Origin of the sequence: Kytococcus schroeteri (assembly GCF_042433515.1) — a bacterium.
Taxonomy (GTDB): Bacteria; Actinomycetota; Actinomycetes; order Actinomycetales; family Dermatophilaceae; genus Kytococcus; species Kytococcus schroeteri.
In genome coordinates this window covers 212168-227593 of sequence record NZ_JBHLVH010000004.1, presented here as the reverse complement: position 1 = coordinate 227593, position 15426 = coordinate 212168, and the positions used below count along the sequence as shown (strand labels likewise).

Below are 15426 nucleotides of genomic sequence, written 5' to 3'. Positions count from 1 at the left end.
TGTGCCGGGGGAGGGGAAGGGGGCATGACGCCGATTCGGCGCACCGTGTCCTAGCGTGTTAGCGTGTTAATACATTCGATGACGGACCCGCGGCGCCGACCGCGACCACCCGTCACTGCCCACCCCCGTTCGCACCAGGAGGACGCCATGAAGCGACGCGACACCCCACGTTCGCGCACCGTGGCCGAGGTGCGTGCCGAGCTCGTGGCCGTCCTGGCCTCGATGCAGGACCCCGCGGAGGTGGACGCCCTGCTCACCGACCTGTGCACGCCCGCCGAGGTGGAGGCCCTCACCGACCGGTGGGCCGTGGTGCCGCAGCTGGCCGAGGGCCGCAGCTACCGCGCCATCCACGAGGACACGGGCGTCTCGGTGACCACCGTCGGCCGGGTGGCCCGGTGCCTCGAGGACGGGGCCGGTGGCTACCGCGCGGCCCTGCGACATCTGGACGGGTCCGCCTCCGCCTGACCGGCGCGGTCCGCCGCGCCCCCCCTCGGACGCCCCGGCGTCCTCGATCCCACCGCTGGTGGGTGAGGAGCACCATGACCCCCGTGGAGACCCCGCGCGACCGCCTGCGCGTCGCCATCCAGAAGTCCGGTCGCCTCGGCGACCCGGCCCGAGACCTGCTGAGCGCCTGCGGCCTGACCTGGCGCGAGAGCCGTGACCGCCTGTTCTGCTTCGGCGAGGGCCTGCCGGTGGACCTGCTGCTGGTCCGCGACGACGACATCCCCGGCCTGCTCACCGACGGCGTGGCCGACCTCGGCATCGTGGGACGCAACGTGCTGGCCGAGGAGCAGGCCACCGGTGTGGGCACCGACCTGCACGAGGTGCGCCAGCTCGGCTTCGGTCCCTGCACCCTGCAGATCGCCGTGCCCGAGGAGTGGGACTGGCAGGGCCCGCAGCAGTTGCAGGGACTGCGCGTGGCCACGAGCTACCCGGCCCTCACCCGGGACTGGCTGGCCGCCCAGGGCGTGGACGCCGAGGTGGTGACGCTCAGCGGGTCGGTGGAGATCGCGCCCAGCCTGGGCCAGGCCGATGCCGTGTGCGACCTCGTGAGCTCCGGCGCCACCCTGCGCGCCAACGCGCTGCGCCCCGTGGCCGTGGTGCTGGAGAGCGAGGCCGTGCTGGCCGGCCCGGCCCGCCGCCTGGAGGGGCCGCGGGCCGAGCTGCTCGAGCTGCTGCTGCGGCGCCTGGACGGCGCCCGCCGGGTGGCCGACAGCAAGGTGGTCTCCGCGCGGGTGCCCGCCGACCGCCTCGCCGAGGTGCTGGCCCTGCTGCCCGATGCCGAGGAGCCCACCGTGGTGCCCACGGTCGACCCCGCTGACCCGACCGCCCCCGCGGGGCTGTTCGCCGTTCAGGTGCTCTGCCACGGCGAGGTGACCTGGGGGCTGCTCGAGGCGGTCAAGGCCGCCGGGGCACGCGGCGTCGTGGTGCTGCCGGTCGAGGGGATGCTCGTCTGATGCGCGTCCTGAACTGGAACACGCTGGACGCCGCCGAGCGCGCCGCCGCGCTGCGCCGCCCCGCCCAAGAGGTGGGGGAGGAGGTCAGCCGCGCCGTGGCCGAGGTGCTCGACGCGGTGCGCCGCGGGGGCGCCGAGGCCGTGGCCGCCTTCACCGAGCGCTTCGACGGCGTGCGCCGCGACGACCTGCTGCTCACCGACGCCGAGGTGGAGGACGCCCTGGCGCAGGTGGACCCGCAGGTGCGCCGGGCCATCGCGGAGGCGGCCGAGGCGATCCGTGCCTTCCACGCCCCCGGGGGTGCCCGGCCGTACGTGGTGCAGGAGGGCGAGGACGCCGTGCGCTGCGAGCGGGTGGTGCGCCCGGTGCGCAGCGTGGGCCTCTACGTGCCCGCCGGCTCGGCGCCGCTGCCCTCCACCGCCCTGATGCTGGGGGTGCCCGCCGTGCTCGCCGGCTGCCCGGAGGTGGTGGTGTGCACCCCGCCGACGCGCGACGGGGGCGCCGACCCGCTGGTGGTGGCCGCGTGCGTGGAGGTGGGCGTCCGCCGCATCGCCGTGGTGGGCGGTGCCCAGGCCGTGGGGGCCATGGCCTTCGGTGCCGGCCCCGTGGGCCCGTGCGACAAGGTCTTCGGGCCGGGCAACACCTTCGTCACCGAGGCCAAGCGCCAGGTGGCCGGCATGCAGGGTGGTCCCGGCATCGACCTGCCGGCCGGCCCCAGCGAGCAGCTCGTGGTGGCCGATGCCGGGGCGAACCCCGTGTGGGTGGCCGCGGACCTGCTGAGCCAGGCCGAGCACGGCCCGGACTCCCAGGTGGTGTGCGTGGCCGACGACCGCGACCTGCTGGAGCAGGTGGCCGCGGAGCTCTCCCGGCAGGCCGCCGAGCTGCCGCGCGCCGGCATCGTGACCGAGGCGCTGGGAGCCTCCCGGCTGGTGCTGGTGCGTGACCTGGAGCAGGCGGTGGAGGTCTCCAACGCCTACGCCCCGGAGCACCTCATCCTGGCCGTGCGCGAGCCGCGGGACCTGCTCGAGGGGGTGACCGCGGCGGGCTCGGTGTTCCTCGGCGACCACACGCCGGAGTCCCTGGGCGACTACTGCTCGGGCACCAACCACGTGCTGCCCACCTCGGGGGCGGCGCGGTGGACCGGTGGGGTCAACCTGTCGAGCTTCCAGCTGTCCATCACGGTGCAGGAGGCCAGCTCGCGGGCGTTGAGCGCCACGGGCGGGACGGCCGTGGCGCTGGCGCGGGCCGAGGGGCTCGAGGCGCACGCCCGGGCCGTGACCCGGCGCGTCGGCGAGCCCGAGGGCGGGGAGGCGCGCGCATGAGCCGCCGACCCTTCCCGCTGGGCTACGTGCGGGACGACCTCGCGGACTTCACCGGCTACTCCAGCGCCCGCACCAGCGCACCGGCCGGTGCCGTGGCGCCGGCTGCCGCCGCATCGGGTGAGCAGGGGGTGCCGGTTGAACAGGGGGCGCCGGTGGACCTCGCGTGGCTCAACGCCAACGAGGCCGCCACGCCCAACCGGGCCGATGCCGGCGCGAGCGTGCGCCGCTATCCCGACCCGCAGCCGGCCGCGCTCCGGGGGCGCCTGGCCGGGCTGTGGGGGGTGGCCACCGACGAGCTGCTCGTGACCCGGGGCAGCGACGAGGGCATCGACCTGCTGGTCCGTGCCTGCTGCGCACCCGGCGGGGCGACCCGCGGCGACGCCTCCGGCCCAGCGGCGGGAGCCGCCCGCGGGGGCGTGGTGGTGGCCCCGCCCACCTTCGGCATGTACGCCGTGACCGCCCGCCTCCACGGCGCCGCGGTGCACGCGGTGCCGCAGCTGGTGGAGCCCGCCGAGGGGCCCGGGGGCGGTGAGCGCTGGCGGGTGGACGTGGACGCCGTGCTGCGCACCGCCCGGCAGCAGCAGGCCGACCTGGTGCTGCTGCCCTCACCGGGCAACCCGACCGGGCAGGGCGTGCCGGTCGAGGACCTGGTGCGCCTCGCCGAGGGCCTGCGCCGCGACGAGGCCCCCGCTCTGCTCGTGGTCGACGAGGCCTATGCCGACTTCACCGACGCCCCCTCGGCGGCCACGTTGCTGGCCACCCACGAGAACGTGGTGGTGCTGCGCACCCTGAGCAAGGCACACGGCCTGGCCGGTGCCCGCATCGGGGCCGTGCTGGCGCGTGCCGAGCTCGTGGCGCTGCTGGGCCGCGTGCAGGCGCCCTACCCGTTGGCCGTGCCCGCGGTGCAGCTCGCCCTGGCCGCCACCGAGCCCGCGGCCCTGGAGGACACGGCCGACCGCGTGCGGCGCACCCTCGCCGAGCGGGACCGGGTGACCACGGCGCTGCGCGACCTGGCCGGCCGGCCGGGCTCCGGCATCGAGGCGGTGCTGGTGGCCGAGGCCAACTTCGTCACCCTGCGCTGCACCGACCCCGGGTCCGTGCTCGACGCCCTCGAGGAGCAGGGGGTGGTGGCCCGGGCGCTGGCCACGCACCCCGGCCTCGCCGACGGCGTGCGCGTCACGCTGGGCACCCCCGAGCAGGACGACCGGGTGCTCCGAGCACTGGGAGCCCACCCGCCCGCGCACCGACCCCCCACCGGCCGCCCCACCCGCACCACCCCCGAGGAGACCCCGTGAGCACGCCGCTGCTGCTCGTCGACCGTGACGGCACGATCATCGCCGAGCCCGAGGACCACCAGGTGGACTCCCTGGCCAAGGTGCGCTTCGTGGACGGCGTGGTGCCCGCACTGCTGCGCCTCCAGGAGGCCGGCTACCGCCTGGTCATGGTGAGCAACCAGGACGGCCTGGGCACCGACGCCTTCCCGCAGGAGGACTTCGACGGCGCCCACGGCCTGGTGATGCAGGTGCTCACCAGCCAGGGGGTGCACTTCTCCGAGGTGCTCGTGGACCGCTCCCTGCCCGAGGACCACGCCCCGACCCGCAAGCCCGGCACCGGGCTGGTGACCCACCTGCTCAAGGACCGGACCGTGGACTGGGATCGCTCGGCCGTGGTGGGCGACCGGGAGACCGACGTGGAGTTCGCGCGGGCCCTGGGCGTGCCGGCCTACCAGCTGGCCACCGAGGAGGAGCTCGGCGGCACGTGGACCTGGGCCGCCGTCGCCCACGAGCTCGTCGACCGCCCCCGCCGCGCCACCGTGGAGCGCGCCACCAGCGAGACCCGCATCCGGGTGGCGGTGGACCTCGACGACCCGGCGCCCGCACGGGTGAGCACCGGTCTGGGCTTCTTCGACCACATGCTCGACCAGCTCGGCAAGCACGGCGGGTTCGCCCTGCAGGTGGACTGCCGGGGCGACCTGGAGATCGACGAGCACCACACCGTGGAGGACACCGGCATCGCCATCGGGCAGGCGCTGCGCGAGGCACTGGGCACCAAGACCGGCATCGGCCGGTACGGGTTCACCCTGCCCATGGACGAGTCGCTCGCCACGGCCGCGGTCGACCTCTCCGGGCGCCCCTACCTCGTCTTCGACTGCACCTTCACCCGGGAGATGGTGGGCGACCTCCCCACCGAGATGGTGGAGCACTTCTGGCGCTCGCTGTGCGACGGCGCCGGTCTCACCCTCAACCTCTCGGTGCAGGCGGGCAACGACCACCACCGCGTGGAGGTGGGCTTCAAGGCCGTGGCCCGGGCCCTGCGGCAGGCCATCGCGCGCACCGGCACGGGTCTGCCCTCCACCAAGGGGACGCTGTGAGCCGCCGGGGCACCGTGCCGGACGTGGTGCTCGTGGACGCTGGCGGGGCCAACATCACCTCGGTGCAGTGCGCGCTGGAGCGGCTCGGCGTCGACGCGCCGATGACGGGCGACGCCGAGCGCATCCGCCGCGCCGACCGCGTGGTGCTGCCGGGCGTGGGTGCCGCCGCGGCCGCGATGGCGCGGCTGCGGGAGCTGGGCCTGGTGGAGGTGCTGCGCTCGCTGGAGCAGCCGGTGCTGGGCGTCTGCTTGGGCATGCAGTTGCTGCACGAGGCCTCCACCGAGGGGGCCGGCGGGCGTGCCGTGGGCGCGGGCGACGCGCCGGTGGAGTGCCTGGGCCTGCTGCCCGGGACCGTGGAGCGTCTCGAGCCGGGCCCGGGTGCGGTGCGGGTGCCCCACATGGGCTGGAACCTGCTGGAGCCCGGTCCGGCCGCCGCGGGCGACGACCCGGTGCGCCGGGTGCTCCGCGGGGCCGCGGACCCGCGCGCCTACTTCGTGCACTCGTGGGCCGCCCCGGTGGGCCCCGACACGGTGGCGCTCACCCGCCACGGACGCGAGTTCGCGGCCGTGGTGCAGCGCGGCACCGTCACCGGCATGCAGTTCCACCCCGAGCGGTCCGGCGACCTCGGGTCGTGGCTGCTGGCCGCCTTCTGCGGCATCGACGAGGAGGACCCCCGATGAACGACTTCACCTGCTACCCGGCCCTGGACGTCCGCGGCGGCGCGGTGGTGCGCCTGCACCAGGGCGACTACGCGCGGCAGACCTCCTACGCGGTCGACCCGGTGGAGCAGGCCCGCGCGTACGCCGCAGCCGGGGCGCGCTGGCTGCACCTGGTGGACCTCGACGGTGCGCGCGCCGGCGGGTGGTCGCTGGCGCCGCTGGTGCGCCGCATCGTGGAGGAGACCGGCCTGTCGGTGCAGACCGGCGGGGGCGTGCGCGGCGAGGCCGACGTGGAGATGGTGCTCGCCTCCGGGGCCTCGCGTGCCGTCGTCGGCTCGATGGCGATGACCGCGCCCGAGGAGGTGGCCCGGTGGCTGAGGCGGTGGGGGCCGGAGCGGCTCACGCTCGCCCTGGACGCCCGGCCCGTGGACGACGTGTCGGAGGCTCCAGGGACCCCCGGCGCGGGCGGAGTGCGCTGGGAGCTGCCCACCCGCGGCTGGACCCGGGACTCCGGGGTGGACCTGGCTGACCTGCTGGCCCGGTACCGCAGCGAGGGTCTGCGCCACGTGCTGGCCACCGACATCAGCCGCGACGGGACGATGACCGGGCCCGGGCTGACGCTCTACGACCACCTCACCGCCCTGGCGCCCGACGTGGCCGTGCAGGCCAGCGGGGGAGTGCGCTCGGTGGCCGACGTCGCCGCCGTCCGCGGGCGGGGGTGCGCCGGCGTGGTGCTCGGGCGGTCCCTGCTGGAGGGTGCGCTCGACCTCGCCGACGCGCTGGTCGCGGGGCAGCCGGCGCCGGCACCTGCGGTGGCGACCGCCGCGGTCGGGGCCGGCGCCGCGGACGCGTCCCCGGCGCCGGCCCCGACGCGCCTGGCGCGCCGCGTGGTGCCCTGCCTCGACGTGCGTGACGGCCGGGTGGTCAAGGGCGTGCGTTTCGCCGACCACCGGGACGTCGGCGGCATCGAGGAGCTGGCCCGCCGGTACCGCGACGCCGGCGCCGACGAGATCGTCTTCTACGACATCTCCGCCAGCCCGGCCGGCCGTTCGGTGGACCGCTCGTGGGTCACCCGCGTGGCCCGCATCCTCGACGTGCCCTTCAGCGTGGCCGGTGGCATCCGCTCGGTGGACGACGCCCGCGAGGTGCTCCACGCCGGCGCCGACAAGGTGTCGGTGAACACCCCCGCCCTGGAGCGTCCCGGCCTCGTGGACGAGCTGGCGGACGCCTTCGGGGTGCAGTGCGTGGTGGTCGGTGTCGACTCGTTGCGCGACGAGGACGGCGCCTGGCGTGTCCGCTCCCACACCGGGGACCCCTCCACGCTGCGCAGCGCGGGGCGCTCCACCCTCGAGTGGGTGCAGGAGGTGACCGAGCGCGGCGCCGGTGAGGTGGTGCTCAACTGCATGGGCTCGGACGGGGTGCGTTCCGGCTACGACGTGGAGCAGCTCGCCGCCGTGCGCCAGCTGTGCCCGGTGCCGTTCGTGGCCTCCGGGGGAGCCGGTGCGGTGGAGCACTTCGTCGAGGCCGTGCAGCGGGCCGACGTGGACGCCGTGCTGGCGGCCAGTGTGTTCCACTCGGGCACGCTGACGATCGGACAGGTCAAGGACGGGCTGGCAGCGGCCGGCGTGGAGGTGCGGCGATGACGGTGGACGTGCAGGTGCTGGAGTTCTCGGCGGAGCAGACCGGCGGGCGCGCCCTGGTGCCCGCGGTGGTGCAGGACGCCGACACCCTGGCGGTGCTCATGCTCGGCTGGATGGACCGTGACGCGGTCGAGGCCACGCAGACCACGGGCCGGGTGACCTTCTGGTCGCGCTCCCGTGCCGAGCCGTGGGTCAAGGGCGCCACCTCCGGCAACACCCTGGAGCTGGTGGACCTGCGGACGGACTGCGACGCCGACAGCGTGCTCGTGCTGGCCCGCCCCACCGGGCCCACCTGCCACACCGGGGCCACCTCCTGCTTCGGCGACGAGCCTCCCGCCTCGGAGGTGGGACGGCTGGCCCGCACGGTGGCGGCGCGGCACGTGGACCTGCCCGAGGGCTCGTACACCACCTCCCTGTTCGAGGGGGGCACGCGCCGCATCGCGCAGAAGGTGGGTGAGGAGGGCGTCGAGGTGGCCCTGGCCGGCGTGGCCCAGGGGTCGCAGGAGCTGGCGCAGGAGTCCGCCGACCTGCTGTACCACCTGCTCGTGCTGCTGCAGGACCGCGGCGTGACCCTGGCGCAGGTGGAGGACGTGCTGCGGGCCCGGCGGGGCTGAGGCGCGGACGGCACGAGGGCGCCCACCGGCCGACCAGCCGGTGGGCGCCCTCGTCGCAGGGTGCGGTGTGCCGGGTCAGCCCCGGCGGGCCCCGTCGGCGTCGGTCGTGCCCTCGGCGGCATCGGCCTTGGCGTCCTGCGGCTGGCCGCCCGGGTTGCGCTCGGCCTGCCCGGCCTTCACCGCGGCCTCGATGCGGGCGCCGGTCTCGGCGTCCACGGCCTTCCAGTAGTCGAACGCGCGCTCCAGCACGTCGCCCTTCACGCCGCCCAGCAGGTGGCCGGCGACGGTCTCCACGAAGCGGTCGCGCTGTGCGTCGTCCATCACCTCGCGCACCAGGATCCCGGGCTGGGTGAAGTTGTCGTCCTCCTCGCTGCGCACGGTCTCGGCACGGCGCACCAGCTCGCCGGAGACGGGGTAGGAGTCCTCGGCCGCGCCCGTGCCGTCCGAGTAGGGCGTGCCCATCGAGTTGGCGGCGTACATGGCCGCGTCCCCGGAGTGGTCGTACGCCATCGGGCCGTCGTAGGAGTAGGTGTGTCCCTCCACGCGGTGCCGGTTCACGGGCAACTGGTGGTAGTTCGGGCCGATGCGGTGGCGGTGGGTGTCGGCGTAGGAGAAGACGCGCCCCAGCAGCATCGTGTCCGGGGACAGGCCGATGCCGGGCACGGTGGCCGACGGCTCGAAGGCCGCCTGCTCGATCTGCGCGAAGAAGTTCTCCGGATTGCGGTCCAGCGTCATGACGCCGACCTCGTGGAGCGGGTAGTCCTCGTGGGAGACCGTCTTGGTGACGTCGAAGATGTTGGTCCGGTACGAGAAGCCCTCCTCGAAGGGGATCACCTGCACCGAGAGGGTCCACTTCGGGAAGTCGCCGGCCTCGATGGCCTCGAACAGGTCGCGGCGGTGGAAGTCGGCGTCCTCGCCGGCGATCTGCGTGGCCTCCTCGCCGGTGAGGCCCTCCACGCCCTGCTGGGAGTGGAAGTGGTACTTCACCCAGAACTTCTCGCCGGCCTCGTTGACCCACATGTAGGTGTGGGAGCCGTAGCCGTTCATGTGGCGGTAGCTGCGCGGGATGCCGCGGTCGCCCATGAGGTAGGTGACCTGGTGGGCGGACTCCGGGTTCATCGTCCAGAAGTCCCACTGCATGTTGTTGTCGCGCAGGCCGTTGCCACCCATGCGCTTCTGCGAGCGGATGAAGTGGGGGAACTTCATCGCGTCGCGGATGAAGAAGATCGGGGTGTTGTTGCCCACCAGGTCGTAGTTGCCCTGGGTGGTGTAGAACTTCAGCGCGAAACCACGGGGGTCGCGCCAGGTGTCCGGGGAGCCCATCTCACCGGCCACGGTCGAGAACCGGGCCAGCATGTCGGTCCGCGTGCCGGGCTGGAAGAGGGCGGCCTTGGTCCAGCGGCTCACGTCCCGGGTCACCTCGAAGGTGCCGAACGCGCCGGAGCCCTTGGCGTGCACCACGCGCTCGGGCACGCGCTCGCGGTCGAAGTGGGCCATCTGGTTCACGAAGTGGGCGTCGTGCAGCAGGATCGGCCCGTCCTGGCCGGCGCGGAGGGACTGGCGGTCCGAGGGGGCGGGCGCGCCGGTCTCGGTGAGGGAACCCGAGGTGTCCGCGGAGGTGGGGTGCGGGTCCTGGGCGTCGGCGGGGTCTCCGGGGGCAGGGGAGGTCTCGTAGGTGGCCATGTCCCCAGCATGGCACTGTGCGGTCTGCGGGCAACTCGAGCGCGGACTGCCCGCCCGCCGTCGTCCCGGACCCACCGCGGGGCGCGTCACCCCGTCGAGGAGGACCACCGTGCAGCACCCCGTCGAGGCCATTTACCTGGACCACGCGGCGAGCTCGCCGCAGCGCCCGGAGGTCACCGAGGCGATGGCCCGCGTGGCCGGCTTGCCGGGCAACCCCTCGGCCACGCACGCCTTCGGGCGGCGCGTGCGGGCCCTCGTGGAGGAGGCCCGCGAGGAGGTCGCCGAGCTGCTGGGTGCCGAGCCGGCCGAGCTGCTCTTCACCGCCGGGGGCACGGAGGCCGACAACCTCGCGGTCATCGGGGGCTACCGGGCGCTGCCCCGGGGTGCCGGGGTGGTGACCACGCGCACGGAACACGCGGCGGTCACCGAGGCCGTGGGTCGTCTCGTGCAGGCCGAGGGGGCCGAGCTCGGCTGGGCGGAGGTGGACGCCGGGGGCCTGGTGCCGCCCGCGGCGCTGGCCGGCGTGCTCGACGCGTGGGGGAGCGGGGGCGGCGCGGGGCCGGACGCGGGCACCCGGCCGGCGCTCGTCAGCATCGTGTGGGGCAACAGCGAGACCGGGGTGCTGCAGGACGTGCCGGCCCTGGCCGAGGTGGTGCGGGCGCATGGGGGCGTGCTGCACGTCGACGCGGTGCAGGTGGTGGGGCACGCCCCGGTGGACGTGGCGGCCAGTGGCGTGCACCTGCTCTCGATGGCGGCGCACAAGGTGGGTGGTCCGCAGGGTGTGGGGCTGCTCGTGGCGCGGCGGGGCGTGGGGCTGCGGCCGGTCAACCACGGCGGTGGGCAGGAGCGGCGCATCCGGTCGGGTACGGTGCCGGTGGCACTGGTGGTGGGGCTGGCCGCGGCGCTGCGCGCGGCGCTGGCCGACGGCGCGGCCGAGCAGGCCCGGCTGCGGGGGTTGCAGGAGCGGTTCGAGGCGCAGCTGGCGGCGGTGGCCGCGGCCCGGGTGACGGGAGCGGGGTCGCCGCGGCTGCCGCACGTCTCGCACGTGACCTTCGCGGGCTGTCGCAGCCAGGACCTGCTCTTCCTCCTCGACGACGCGGGGGTGGCCGCCTCGGGCGGGTCGGCCTGCGCGGCGGGCACGAGCCAGCCGAGCGCGACCCTGGCCGCGATGGGGCGCGGCGCCGACGAGGCCGCCTCCGGCATCCGCTTTTCCTGGGGGTGGTCGACGACGGTCGAGGAGGTGGACCGCGCCGCGGCCGCGCTGCCGGGGGTGGTGGAGCGGGCCCGGGTGGCCGGGCAGGTCTGAGGGGGCGCGGCAGCGGCCGCGTGCCGGGGCCGAGGGACACGGCGGGACCGAGCGGAGACCGGTGGGTGCCCATCCACAGATGTACTACAGGTGTTGCATGGAATCGAACACCTGTAGTAGGGTGGGTGCGTCGACGGGGAACGACACGAGGCATCGCAGGGAGCACCGAGGGGGTGGCGCATGGACCTCGACCACGGCAGGGCACAGGCCCCGGCTGCGCCCGAGCGGGAGGCCGTCCGGCGGACGCACGGGGGGCCGCGCAGCCTCGACCTGCTCGAGGACGTCCGCGTGCTCGCCCCGCAGCTCGTCGCCTGGCGGCACCGGATGTGGCAGCTCGGCTCCGACGAGTTGGGCACCGTGCTCGAGGCGCTCGAGGACCTGACCCGTGCCGCGCAGGCCGCCATGGCGGGCGTGGCGGCCGAGGCGGTCGGCCGCGGGGTCGTCCGGGACTCGCGGGCGGCGTCCACCACCGACTGGATGCGCCGCCAGGGCGGGGTGACCGAGCCCGGGCGGGCGCACACCCTGGCCCGTGTGGCCGAGGCCTCACTCGAACCGGGGACCGAGTCGCTGACCGAGGCGGTGTGGGGCGGAGGTGTGGCCGTCGACCACGCGGCGGTGGCGCTCAAGGAGTCCGAGAAGGTGATGCCGCTGCTGCCGGGTGCCGACCGGTCGGAGGTGCTGGGGCACTACCTGACCGTCGCCTCGTCCAAGGACGCCTCGCGCCGCACGCTGCGCCGGCTGACGCGCGAGATCATGGCCCGCTACGGCGAGGACCGCCTCGACGACCTCGACGAGCGCGCCCGGCGGTGCAGCAGTCTCACCGAGCGGGAGCTGCCCACCGGGCTCGTGCGCTTCCAGCTCGACCTCAACCAGCCCGACGCCGCCCGTTTGCGTGCGGCCGTCCACGGGCTGTCCGCCCCGCGCTCCGCCAAGGGGCCCGACGGGACACCGGTCCGGGACACGCGCACGCCCGGGCACCGGCGCGCCGATGTACTCATGGAGCTCGTGCGCCGCGCCCAAGCGGCCGATCGGACCCAGTCCGCCAACGGGTGCGGGCTGTCGGGATCCACCACCCTGGTGGTGACGATGACCGCCGACGGGCTGCGGCAGGCGCTCGCCCAGGCAGGGTCGCGCCGTCAGGGCTGGGGTCGGGGGATCGGTGACCTGCACGACGGGGGAGAGGCGACCTTCGGCACCACCACGCACGGGGACGTGCTCACCGCCACGCAGCTGCGGCGGGCTGCGTGCGACGCCGCCGTCATCCCGATGGTGCTCGGCACCAACGGGGCGCCCCTGGAGGTGGGGCGAGTCCGCCGCCTGGCGACGGGCCCTCAGCGGGCCCACATGACGAAGCGCGACGGCGGGTGCACCTTCCCGGGCTGCACGCGGCCGCCGGGGTGGTGCGAGGCCCATCACGTCGTCCACTGGGCCGACGGAGGGGCGACCGGGGTGTCGAACATGGCCCTGCTCTGCGGTCGCCACCACGACGTGGTGCACCGGGACGGGCTCTCGGCCCGACTGGTCGACGGCACCTGGGAGTGGGACGACCCTCCGTAGACTGGGCAGCCCCATGACGAGCCCGCAGATCTCCACTCCCGCCCAGCCCACCGCCCTACCGGCATCCGGTCGGCGGCTGCGGGTGGTCGCGGCCATGAGCGGTGGGGTCGACTCGGCGGTGGCCGCAGCCCGCATGCTCGAGGCGGGCCATGACGTGGTCGGGGTCCACCTGGCGCTCAACCAGTCGGCGCAGACGCTGCGGGAGAGCGCCCGTGGCTGCTGCACCCTGGAGGACGCGGGCGACGCGCGGCGCGTGGCCGACCGGCTCGGCATCCCGTTCTACGTCTGGGACATGGCCGAACGCTTCCGGCGCGACGTCATCGAGGACTTCGTCGCCGAGTACGAGGCGGGCCGGACGCCCAACCCCTGTCTGCGGTGCAACGAGTCCATCAAGTTCGCGGCCCTGCTCGACCGCGCGGTGGCCCTCGGCTTCGACGCCGTGGCCACGGGGCACTACGCGCGCATCGTCGAGCGGGCACCGGGGCAGGCCCCTGTGCAGCCCGCGGAGGGCCGGGACGGGGTGCGCCCGATCGAGGAGGCTCGGACGGTCCGCGAGCTCCACCGGGCGGTCGACCCGGCCAAGGACCAGAGCTACGTCCTGGGGGTGCTCGATGCCGAGCAGCTCTCCCGCTCGTTCTTCCCGCTCGGCGACAGCACCAAGGAGCAGGTGCGTGCCGAGGCCGCCGAGCGTGGGTTCTCCGTGGCGCGCAAGCCCGACAGCCACGACATCTGCTTCATCGCCGACGGCGACACCCGGGCCTACCTGAACCGTCGGCTGGGGGAGCGGCCGGGCGACGTCGTCGACGTGGAGGGCACCGTCCTGGGGCGGCACGCCGGGGCGCACGGGTTCACGGTCGGGCAGCGCAAGGGCCTGGCGCTCCGCGTCCCGGCCGCCGACGGGGCGCCCCGCTACGTCCTGCGCACCGACCCGGCCAGCAACCAGGTGGTGGTCGGCCCCCGGGAGATGCTCGGGGTGGACGTGCTCCGCGCCGACCACGTGCGCTGGTGCGGGGCGGCGCCGGAGCCGGGGGAGGTGCTGCGCCTGGGCGCGCAGGTCCGGGCGCACGGGGCCGAGTACCCGGCCACCCTGACTGTCGGGACCGGGTCCTTCCTCACGGTGGTGCTTGACGAGGAGGTCCGCGGGGTGGCGCCGGGGCAGTCGGTGGTGCTCTACGACGGCACGCGGGTGGTGGGCTCGGGGACCATCGCGGCCACCGATCGCACCCGCGAGCCCCAACCCGCTCCCTGACCCCGGCGTCCTCGTGGTGGCCCGCGCCGACGCGCGGGGAACACGACCCCCCGCCCGTGGACGTTGACGCAGCCAGACCGCCCACCGGCGGATTCCGCGACGGGCCCCACGGCCCGGGATAGGAGCACATCGTGACTCACGCCTACCGCACTGAGAACCCCGCCACCGGCGAGGTGGTGCGCACCTTCCAGGAGCACACCAACGAGGAGGTGCAGGTCGCCATCGACCGGGCGCACGCCGCCGCCTCCACCTGGGCCGCGACGCCGGTCGCCGAGCGGGCCGTCCTCCTGGGCCGCGTGGCCACGGCGTACCGCGAGCGGTCGACCGAGTTGGCCGACGCCATCGCCCTGGAGATGGGCAAGCCGCTGAAGCAGGCTGCAGGCGAAGTGGAGCTCGCTGCCTCCATCTACGCCTGGTACGCCGAGAACGCCGAGCGCCTGCTGGCCGATCGCGAGCTGGAGCAGGCCGAGGGGGCGCAGCGGTCGGTCCTGCGCACCGAGCCCCTCGGTGCGCTGCTGGGGATCATGCCGTGGAACTACCCGTACTACCAGGTGGCGCGTTTCGCCGCCCCGAACATCCTGCTGGGCAACACGATCCTGCTGAAGCACGCCCAGATCTGTGCCGGGTCCGCCCAGCTCATGGAGGACCTCTTCACCGAGGCCGGGGCACCCGAGGGGGTGTACGCCAACCTGCGGATGAGCAACGAGCAGGCTGCTGAGGTGATCGCCGACCCGCGGGTCCGTGGTGTCTCCCTCACCGGCAGCGAGCGGGCCGGTGCCGCCGTCGCCGAGCAGGCCGGAAAGCACCTCAAGAAGGCGGTGCTGGAACTCGGTGGCTCGGACCCGATGATCGTCCTGGACGACGCCGACGTGGAGTCGGTGGCCCGCACCATGGCGAAGGCCCGCATGTCCAACTGCGGCCAGGCCTGCAACTCGCCCAAGCGCATGTTCGTGCCGCGTGCATCCTTCGACCGGTACGTCGAGACCCTCGTGGCGGGGGTCGAGAAGCAGGTGGTGGGCGACCCACGCACGGAGGGCACCCACATCGGACCCATGTCCTCGGCCCAGGCCAAGGAGGACCTGCTGGAGCAGGTGCGCGACGCCGTGGAGAAGGGCGCCACCGTCCACACGGGGGGCGCCGGCATCGAGGGCCCCGGGGCGTTCGTCCAGCCGACCGTGCTGTCGGGGATCACCCCGCAGATGCGTGCCTGGTCCGAGGAGCTCTTCGGCCCGGTCGCGATGGTGTTCCCCTACGACGACCTCGACGAGGCCGTCGCGCAGGCGAACGACTCGTCCTACGGTCTGTCCGGCTCGGTGTGGACCGGGGACCCCGAGCGGGGCGCAGAGGTGGCCGACCGCCTCGAGGTGGGCATGGCCTACGTGAACGAGCACGGCACGACCATGCCGGCGCTGCCCTTCGGAGGGGTGAAGAACTCCGGCTTCGGGCGCGAGCTCGCGTCCTTCGGCGTCGAGGAGTTCGCCAACCACAAGCTGGTGCGGGTGGCCGCCCGCTGACGCCCCGGCACCGAGCCCCGACGACCTCCTCGTCCACCACGACGGGGAGGTCGTCGG

At 74.9% G+C, this 15426-nt stretch carries 13 protein-coding genes; 12 read left to right on the top strand and 1 reads right to left on the bottom strand.

The features are described 5' to 3' along the window. The first annotated feature begins 147 nt into the window (after window positions 1-147). The 8 genes from ACFFHC_RS02840 to hisIE all read left to right on the top strand — a co-directional run bounded on the left by ACFFHC_RS02840 (window position 148) and on the right by hisIE (window position 8060). Window positions 148-465, top strand: coding sequence for a YerC/YecD family TrpR-related protein (locus tag ACFFHC_RS02840; RefSeq protein ID WP_379802846.1), 318 nt, complete (start codon window positions 148-150; stop codon window positions 463-465). Window positions 466-539: 74 nt separating this feature from the next. Continuing rightward, the gene (hisG, locus tag ACFFHC_RS02835) at window positions 540-1457 is read left to right on the top strand and encodes an ATP phosphoribosyltransferase (RefSeq protein ID WP_379802841.1); all 918 of its coding nucleotides are present in this window, start codon (window positions 540-542) and stop codon (window positions 1455-1457) included. Then, entirely contained in the window at window positions 1457-2776 is a 1320-nt protein-coding gene (gene hisD, locus ACFFHC_RS02830; RefSeq protein WP_379802838.1) for a histidinol dehydrogenase, read from the top strand. The genes hisG and hisD overlap by 1 nt, the downstream gene beginning before the upstream one ends. Next, window positions 2773-4071, top strand: a complete 1299-nt coding sequence (locus tag ACFFHC_RS02825; RefSeq protein ID WP_101849875.1) for an aminotransferase class I/II-fold pyridoxal phosphate-dependent enzyme — start codon at window positions 2773-2775, stop codon at window positions 4069-4071. Before hisD ends, ACFFHC_RS02825 begins: the two co-directional genes overlap by 4 nt. Beyond that, window positions 4068-5147 (top strand): bifunctional histidinol-phosphatase/imidazoleglycerol-phosphate dehydratase HisB, encoded by a 1080-nt coding sequence (hisB, locus tag ACFFHC_RS02820; RefSeq protein ID WP_379802832.1) that lies wholly within the window; start codon window positions 4068-4070, stop codon window positions 5145-5147. The genes ACFFHC_RS02825 and hisB overlap by 4 nt, the downstream gene beginning before the upstream one ends. Further along, window positions 5144-5827 (top strand): imidazole glycerol phosphate synthase subunit HisH, encoded by a 684-nt coding sequence (hisH, locus tag ACFFHC_RS02815; RefSeq protein WP_238138207.1) that lies wholly within the window; start codon window positions 5144-5146, stop codon window positions 5825-5827. The genes hisB and hisH overlap by 4 nt, the downstream gene beginning before the upstream one ends. After that, on the top strand, window positions 5824-7449 hold the full coding sequence (gene hisF, locus ACFFHC_RS02810; protein WP_379802827.1) for an imidazole glycerol phosphate synthase subunit HisF: 1626 nt from the start codon (window positions 5824-5826) through the stop codon (window positions 7447-7449). The genes hisH and hisF overlap by 4 nt, the downstream gene beginning before the upstream one ends. Continuing rightward, window positions 7446-8060 (top strand): bifunctional phosphoribosyl-AMP cyclohydrolase/phosphoribosyl-ATP diphosphatase HisIE, encoded by a 615-nt coding sequence (gene hisIE / locus ACFFHC_RS02805; protein ID WP_070703894.1) that lies wholly within the window; start codon window positions 7446-7448, stop codon window positions 8058-8060. The genes hisF and hisIE overlap by 4 nt, the downstream gene beginning before the upstream one ends. Before the next feature lie 75 nt (window positions 8061-8135). Here hisIE and ACFFHC_RS02800 read toward each other — a convergent pair whose 3' ends face one another. Beyond that, entirely contained in the window at window positions 8136-9743 is a 1608-nt protein-coding gene (locus tag ACFFHC_RS02800) for a catalase (protein ID WP_101849873.1), read from the bottom strand. 109 nt (window positions 9744-9852) lie between these two features. Here ACFFHC_RS02800 and ACFFHC_RS02795 point away from each other — a divergent pair, with 109 nt between their 5' ends. The 4 genes from ACFFHC_RS02795 to ACFFHC_RS02780 all read left to right on the top strand — a co-directional run bounded on the left by ACFFHC_RS02795 (window position 9853) and on the right by ACFFHC_RS02780 (window position 15369). Then, complete coding sequence (locus tag ACFFHC_RS02795) at window positions 9853-11049, top strand: cysteine desulfurase family protein (protein WP_141494524.1); 1197 nt, start codon at window positions 9853-9855, stop codon at window positions 11047-11049. Between the two features lie 180 nt (window positions 11050-11229). Then, window positions 11230-12606 carry an HNH endonuclease signature motif containing protein gene (locus ACFFHC_RS02790; RefSeq protein WP_238138206.1) on the top strand — a complete coding sequence of 459 codons (1377 nt, stop codon included), beginning with the start codon at window positions 11230-11232 and terminating at the stop codon, window positions 12604-12606. Window positions 12607-12682: 76 nt separating this feature from the next. Continuing rightward, a complete protein-coding gene (gene mnmA / locus ACFFHC_RS02785) occupies window positions 12683-13855 on the top strand; it encodes a tRNA 2-thiouridine(34) synthase MnmA (protein WP_070704980.1) in 1173 nt (390 codons plus the stop codon). Window positions 13856-13986: 131 nt separating this feature from the next. Continuing rightward, on the top strand, window positions 13987-15369 hold the full coding sequence (locus ACFFHC_RS02780; RefSeq protein WP_070704965.1) for an NAD-dependent succinate-semialdehyde dehydrogenase: 1383 nt from the start codon (window positions 13987-13989) through the stop codon (window positions 15367-15369). The last annotated feature ends 57 nt before the right edge of the window (window positions 15370-15426 follow it).

Coding starts and splice junctions, on each gene's coding strand:
- ACFFHC_RS02840 (WP_379802846.1), top strand. CDS start 148: ATGAAGCGACGCGACACCCCACGTTCGCGCACCGTGGCCGAGGTGCGT.
- hisG (WP_379802841.1), top strand. CDS start 540: ATGACCCCCGTGGAGACCCCGCGCGACCGCCTGCGCGTCGCCATCCAG.
- hisD (WP_379802838.1), top strand. CDS start 1,457: ATGCGCGTCCTGAACTGGAACACGCTGGACGCCGCCGAGCGCGCCGCC.
- ACFFHC_RS02825 (WP_101849875.1), top strand. CDS start 2,773: ATGAGCCGCCGACCCTTCCCGCTGGGCTACGTGCGGGACGACCTCGCG.
- hisF (WP_379802827.1), top strand. CDS start 5,824: ATGAACGACTTCACCTGCTACCCGGCCCTGGACGTCCGCGGCGGCGCG.
- hisIE (WP_070703894.1), top strand. CDS start 7,446: ATGACGGTGGACGTGCAGGTGCTGGAGTTCTCGGCGGAGCAGACCGGC.
- ACFFHC_RS02800 (WP_101849873.1), bottom strand. CDS start 9,743: ATGGCCACCTACGAGACCTCCCCTGCCCCCGGAGACCCCGCCGACGCC.
- ACFFHC_RS02790 (WP_238138206.1), top strand. CDS start 11,230: ATGGACCTCGACCACGGCAGGGCACAGGCCCCGGCTGCGCCCGAGCGG.